Annotated in this window: 5 protein-coding genes; all 5 read left to right on the forward strand. The window is 60.4% G+C overall.

Going from position 1 to position 6510, the window contains the following annotated elements; genetic code table 11:
- The coding region (locus ACFMO7_RS02145) for a TetR/AcrR family transcriptional regulator (protein WP_376793889.1) at nucleotides 1–595 on the forward strand (595 nt) is incomplete at its 5' end.
- A gap of 277 nt (nucleotides 596–872) precedes the next feature.
- A complete protein-coding gene (locus tag ACFMO7_RS02150; protein ID WP_376793890.1) occupies nucleotides 873–2183 on the forward strand; it encodes a ribonucleotide-diphosphate reductase subunit beta in 1311 nt (436 codons plus the stop codon).
- 191 nt (nucleotides 2184–2374) lie between these two features.
- The gene (locus ACFMO7_RS02155) at nucleotides 2375–2992 is read left to right on the forward strand and encodes a DUF6114 domain-containing protein (RefSeq protein ID WP_376793891.1); all 618 of its coding nucleotides are present in this window, start codon (nucleotides 2375–2377) and stop codon (nucleotides 2990–2992) included.
- Between the two features lie 196 nt (nucleotides 2993–3188).
- Entirely contained in the window at nucleotides 3189–3875 is a 687-nt protein-coding gene (locus ACFMO7_RS02160; RefSeq protein ID WP_376793892.1) for a DUF6230 family protein, read from the forward strand.
- A gap of 224 nt (nucleotides 3876–4099) precedes the next feature.
- The gene (locus tag ACFMO7_RS02165; RefSeq protein WP_376793893.1) at nucleotides 4100–4885 is read left to right on the forward strand and encodes a hypothetical protein; all 786 of its coding nucleotides are present in this window, start codon (nucleotides 4100–4102) and stop codon (nucleotides 4883–4885) included.
- Nucleotides 4886–6510: the final 1625 nt, after the last annotated feature.

Below are 6510 nucleotides of genomic sequence, written 5' to 3' on the forward strand. Positions count from 1 at the left end.
GGGAATGGCAGCAAATCGAGGCAATCGCGAAGCACGCAAGGCCGAATTGCTCAGGATCTCGCGCGAGGTCTTCGCCGAGAAAGGATTCGAAGCAACGACCATCTCCGAGATCGTGGCCCGCGCCGGCGTGGCCCAGGGAACTTTCTACTGGTACTTCCCGTCTAAGGCCTCGGTCTTGACGACGCTCGCCCGCGAGATGCAAGAGCGCATCGAGAACGCGCTCCGACGCGCTTACGATGAGGCGCACAACTTGCAAGAAATGATCGACCGCAGCGTGGCCGAAACGTTCCAGATCATGTCGGAGTACCGCGACATCCTGGCAATCGTGCATTTCAATACCTGCTGGACCGAGCACCCCGCCGAGCGCCAGCACATCTTCGCCCCCTACTACGGCCTGATCGCCGAGATCATCCGCCAGGAACAGCAACGCGGCGCTCTCAACCCAACGATTAACCCCGAGGTGACGGCGATCCTCATCGTCGGTACAGTCTACTATGCCGCCGAAGAGTGTTATATCTACAATTCGCCCGTCTCTCCCGAGGTCTTCATTGCCGAATGCTCTAGCTTCATTCGCCACGCTCTCGGCATCGCCTGACGCCGATTCACAGCGGTAGCCCACTCTCGCTTCCGATATCCTGTTCGGTTGCAGAAACTACCCTAATTTACCAGGCAATCGTTTTCCCCTTGACAATCACCTGATTGCCGGCTATAGTCATATACAACGATGGTTGACTGACTGTCAGTCAGTTTTGCCAACGGTTCAGGATCTGGCGAGGGCCAGCCTGCCCCGACGCGGCTTTGTCGGGGCGGCGCCCCCCTCACAGGCAAGCAGGCAGGTAGGCAGGTACCCAGGAACAGGGGGAAAACAACCCATGACCACCGAACCGGCCCAGCATGAAGGTTTCATCGACGTCGATTCCGAGCAGACGCCACCGGTTGAGAAAGATCGACTCTATCGCCTGTGGGAGGAAGGGAACTGGTCAGCAAAGGCGCTGGACTTCAGCCAGGATGCGCTGGATTGGAAAGAGAAACACAGTGAGCGAGAGCGGGCGGCCATCCTCTGGAATTGCTCGATGTTCCTCGACGGAGAGGAGTCGGTGACTTTGACGCTGGCCCCCTTTGTGGAGCCGGCACCCCGCCCAGAGGATAAGATCTTCCTCGCAACCCAGATTGCCGATGAGGCCCGCCACCACGTCTTCTTTGACCGTTTTCTCCGCGAGGTCTGCCACCTTGGCCAGGACATCAGCACGACGCTGAGCGCGGTCCGTCCCCATCTGAGCTGGGGCTTTGTCCAGGTCTTCACGGAGCTGGATCGCGCCGCCGAGCGACTGCGCCGCAATCCGCGTAGTCTGCCGCTCCTGGCTCAGGGCGTTGTCCTCTACCACATCGTCATCGAGGGGATGCTGGCCCACACCGGACAGCATTTCTTGCGCGAATATACGGCGCGCACCGGCCTGCTTCCCGCCCTGGGACGCGGCATCTTCTTCGTCTCCCGCGATGAGTCGCGACATATCGCCTTCGGTATCCAGCTCCTGCGCGAGCTTGTGAGCAGGGACCGTCGTTGCAAGGAGGCCGCGATCGCGATGCTCAATCGCATCCTGGCCTGGACGGCGGGCGTGCTTGCTCCTCCCGACCACGATTGGTCATACATCACCTGCCTCGGCTTCACTCCGCAGGAGATGTTCGCTTTCGGCTTGCGCTCGCTCCATACAAAGTTGCGCCGTGCGGGCATTGATCCGCACGAGGTGAGCGAGTTGGCGAAGTTGGGCCTTGATGATCCTTTCGAGGTTCAGGCCGAGCGTATCATCAAGTTCATCGAGGGCGGCGTTCTGGGCAGCGGTGACGCCCCTCATGTGAATGAGGAGACGATGGAGACTATCTTTACCTCTATGCGCCTGGTGGCCGCTTGGTCGCAGCGGCGCTCGAAGCCGATCCGCGCCTCTATCCAGTGGCTCTTTGACGATATGCAGCCTCGCTATCTGAGGCTGGAGCCGGGCCAGCCTCCTGTCACGGGCGTGGGCCGCCTGGAGAATCCGCGGCTGACTCTGCGCTGCTCGGCTAACGATTGGGCCAGTCTCTCTAATCGTCGCCTCAGCCAGCGCCAGGCTGTGCTCTCGCGCCGCCTGCGCATCAGCGGCGATTGGCGGCTGGCGCTGGAGCTGCCACGCCTGCTCGCAGTTTAGCGAGGAGGCCAAGCAGGCCAGATCATCTCAGGCAGGCAGATCGCGGGAGGCAACGCTGTATCTTCTCGCGCCTCTGCCCTCAGGATCTTGTCTTCATTCGGCTCGTTGAGCAAGGTTCGCTTTCCTGGTGAGCCGGGGCTGTTTACCGGCAGGTCGCTTCATCGTTGAGGCGTGGAAAAGGAGTGTCTACAATGGCGATGTCACAAGAACCACAGGCGGAAGGTACCGCGCAGAGCAGCAGTAGTCAAAGTCAACAGGTGATCGTTGTCGACCTCTCCAGTCGCTCGAGCCGCTCGCATGCCTTGACAGGCACGCTGGCGGGGCTGCGCCAGCGCTTGAGCGCCTGGCGCACTCACCGGCGCCTGCGAACAGCGGATAAGGAGGCCCAGCTGATTCATCAGTGGCAACGCTGGGGCCGCTTCCGTCGCTGGCGTCGCTCTCGCCCCTTCGCAGGTTCGATCCTCTTAATTCTCTCCGGCCTGCTGGTCCTCTGGGGTCCGGCCATGTTGATCCGGCTGGCCATGCTCCCCGGCAGCACTCTCTGGGCCGGCTTGCTCGTCGGCGCCTTGCTGGTCATCATGGGCGTGATCCAGATGTTGGTCCCGGCCTATTCCTTGATCACGGGAGCCATCGGCGTGGTGCTCGCCCTAGTCTCGCTGGTCGCTTCCTCCTTCGGCGGCTTCGGCATCGGCATGCTGCTGGGTGTCATCGGCGGGGCCCTTGGTGTGGCCTGGCGCCCGGTGGCCGCCGGTAAACGGGGTAGCGCGCAGCGTTCATCTCTTCGCGCGCGCGCGAGTATCCGCCCTTGAGTCCCTTAGAGCTATCTGTCGCCTGGGGTTCTTAAGCCGGCAAGAACAGCAGCAGATCAGTAAAGTAAGCTCGCCTATCTTCTCAGACGATGTTGATCGGCGCATCCCTTTCCTTTCGTCTGTAATCCCGTCTTTCGGGATTGCATATACATAAATATATATCTAGTCATGTAGTACTTGAAAAGGAGAGCGTCTCATGGAAAAAGAGCACGACACCGGAATGACCCGGGAGCCAGAGCGCGAAGAAACGAGCTTACCCATTCATCTGCCGCCTTTCGATGAGGAAAGCATTGATGTCAGCCGTGTGGAGACCATTGAGACCAGAGCGGTGGTCGACGAGGACGAGGAGCTGCCCCCGGTGGGGCGCACGAACCGCACCGTGTTCTGGTCGGTGATGCTGATTGCGGCCCTGGTGCTCTTCGGCATGCTTGGAGCGGTCGAGAACGGAGCGATCGCCCTGGCGGCGGCGGCGCCGGTGCCGGTCACGGTGCAGGCCAAGGTGCTGCAGGCCAAGAACTTCCATCTGTACCCGGGCATCTCGCCTGCCGATAACAGCACGCCGGTGGCTGTCAACCAGCTTGATGGGACTATCACCGATCTGGTGATCAGCAAGAGCATCAGCCTGGGCCCGTTGGGGACGGTGACTGTCAAGCTGGAGGCCGGCCAGAATACGCCGGTGTCGGTGACGGGGTTGACGAACGATGCTACGGGCCTGCAGGCCGACGAGGGCCAGTTCCAGAATCTCGTGCTCAATACCGGTCCCAATCCTTTTGATCAAACGGCCACCAGCGCGACGCTGACCAATCTGACCATCAGCTCCCCGTACCAGGCAGTCAATAGCATTACGCTGCCCGGTCTGACGCTGAGCATCACCCATAGCTAAACCCGGCGAGACAGGGGCCTTCAACTGTCCGGCCCATCCATCGCTACGGCGCGGCGCGGGTGCAGCTGGCGCTCCCGGGGCCGGTTGCACTCGCGCTCTCTCTGCCTGGCACTCCAGCAAGTGATCCTGCTGCTATCTGACTGTGACGGTATTTTTCTTCCTTTGCTCTTACGCAAGCTCGGCGGACGAATGAAGCTGTGCAATGAATAAAGGTCAGGCAAGTTATGAAGAAGATGCGTTCTCCAGCAGTGCTGGCATTTTGGGGGAAAGTCGGCGCGCTCTGTTCTTTTCTGCTGCTTTTGATTCCTGCTTTTGTGGCGGGGGGCCAGGTGGCCTTCGCTGCTGGCCCAGGGCTGGCCCCGCAGGCTGGGCCGGAGTTTTGTCTGCCGCCGTTGATTCCCTGTCATCATCGCACGCCGACCCCTACTCCGACCCTTGATCCACCCACCCCGACGCCAACGCCGTCCCCAACGCCGCGGCTAACTCCTACGCCGGGCGAGACGGCTACGGCGGCCCCGACTCCGAGCGCGGTTCCGTCGGCCACTGTGACGCCGGGTCCCACTGTGACGGTGACGGTGACGCCGACTCCCACTCCTACAGCAACGCCGAAGCCGACGATTCTGACAGCTCCGAATTCGATTGTCCTGCGGGCCAGTGAGATTATTGGCACGAATGCCCATCTGAGCCTTTTGCCCGACCCGCTGCATCCCGTGCTGACTTTCAGCTCGACGACGATGTCGGGACTGCAGATCTCGCGCGATCTGGGCAGCGTGACGATTACTATCACAGCTTCGGGAACGGCGGTGGCCACTGGGGTTTCAATTAAGACCTCTATCTTGCAAGATATCGTTACTGGCCTGAGCAGCTTCGCCAACAAGGCTGATCTGCTGATTCTGGCAACCGGGGGCACGGTGCCCCGCCTGGTGATGACCAATGTGGTGCTTTATATCGATCGCTCCCTCAGCAGCGCCTCCCTTCAGGCCAACGGGCTGCAGGTCTCTTTCTCTTGACTTGCTGGCTAAGGCCAGCCCTTCTCTCGGCTCGGCCAGGGCTGGCCTCTGTAGCATTCAGTCAGGTGAGAAGCAAGGGGGACGCGCCAGTGCGTTCCCCCTCTTGTTTCTGCTTTCCAGGGGGAGCCATCTCTAGCGCGTGCGCACGGCGCGGCACGGCGGAGACCAGCTTCCTTTTGCTCCTGCCCCTGTTGGAGGGCTGCCCAGAATCCGCCTGGCTCTATTTTCCACTCTTGCACTCCTTGCCCGATAAACGTTGAGCCAGGGATCCACAGTGGCTCAGGCCACTGGGAGAACAGCCCCTTGCCAGTGGCGTTCTCCCAGCCCACGACCATCTCGTAACTGCTTCTTAGAGAGGATGGCCCTTGCGCGTGGGCATAGACTGTGCGCCTACAGATCAGAGGATCACCATCAGTCTTGAGGGTAACGTCCATGCCGAAGACCTGCAGGTCTGGCGAGAGCTGCAAACGTTTCAGCCGGCCTAGCCCGTAGCGACTAGCCCCTCCTGGCATCAGAAAGGTGACCGCCTCGAGGATACTCTGTATTTCCGTTCCCTGGCGTAATAAGAGGAGATAGCCGACCATTGCCGCTTGAGAGGGGGCTTGTTGCCTTTGTCTTGCACGATGCTGATCCCTTCTTTGCAATCCATGCCCCAGGCGTATTGATGAGTTCCAAGAGGCGGACGCCAGCACCATACAAGAGCCAGAGGATGGCTTTATTCCACAGGGTGGCGCTGGTCTCGCCCTTGCGGCAGGATATTACTGATAAGATCCAGTGGCATGCTCCTGGTCACTGCCCGTCTCCCGCTCAGGGACGAACGAGTGCTGTGCTGTGTTCGTCTCCCCAGGATCGTGATCCGCCCTGAACGAGAACAGCGGCCAGAAGATAATATTCAATATTAAGTCATTTTTGATTCGGGAGAGACAGAAGGGACCAGTCGGCCCCTCACGGGCTGCAGTCCCCAGCGGGCGAATAGTTCCTGAGCAGACGAGAGGCTGCCTGGTAGAGGGGAAGTAGCAGAGCGGATCTGCAAGCGCCTGAACCTGGCCAGTCGGAGTCAGGGAGCGCTGCGAGTACCAGGTGGGAAGCAGGTGGGGCCATGCTGAGACAGGTAAGCGGTCGGAGCTGCCCAGCGGAAGAACCACCTGTGTCTGAGGTAGCCAGGCGAGCATACTGTCGCTTCCGAGGAAGGCCAGGGCTTGTTAGAGGGGGGGAACAACCCGTAGGAGGCCACGGTCTCCGCTTTTCCGCTTCCTGGCAGGAAGCCGGCGGACTTGCCAGGCGGGGCAGGGTGGTGGGCCGAGAAGGAGAGCGCACCTGGCAGGACTCGAACCCGCAACCACTTGATCCGAAGTCAGGTTTTCCCTCGAACGGCCACCTGGCTTCGGAAGCCGCTCTCCAGGCGGCCTGGCGGGAACCGCTTCTTTGTGCCGCACGCTTGGCAAAAGTTGTCACAGGCTCCTCACTCCCTGACTCTCTGCCTTCTCCAGAAAAGGACAACCTGTCCTTCGCCTGATTTTAGACAAAAGTGTTCTCCAGGCAGAAGGCTACACTACGATAACTATACGCTCCCCTTTCAACAAAGACAAGAGTGTCAAGTGTTCATCTATGTGTTCCTGACACCT

This window comes from Thermogemmatispora sp. (assembly GCF_042408735.1).
Classification (GTDB): Bacteria; Chloroflexota; Ktedonobacteria; order Ktedonobacterales; family Ktedonobacteraceae; genus Thermogemmatispora.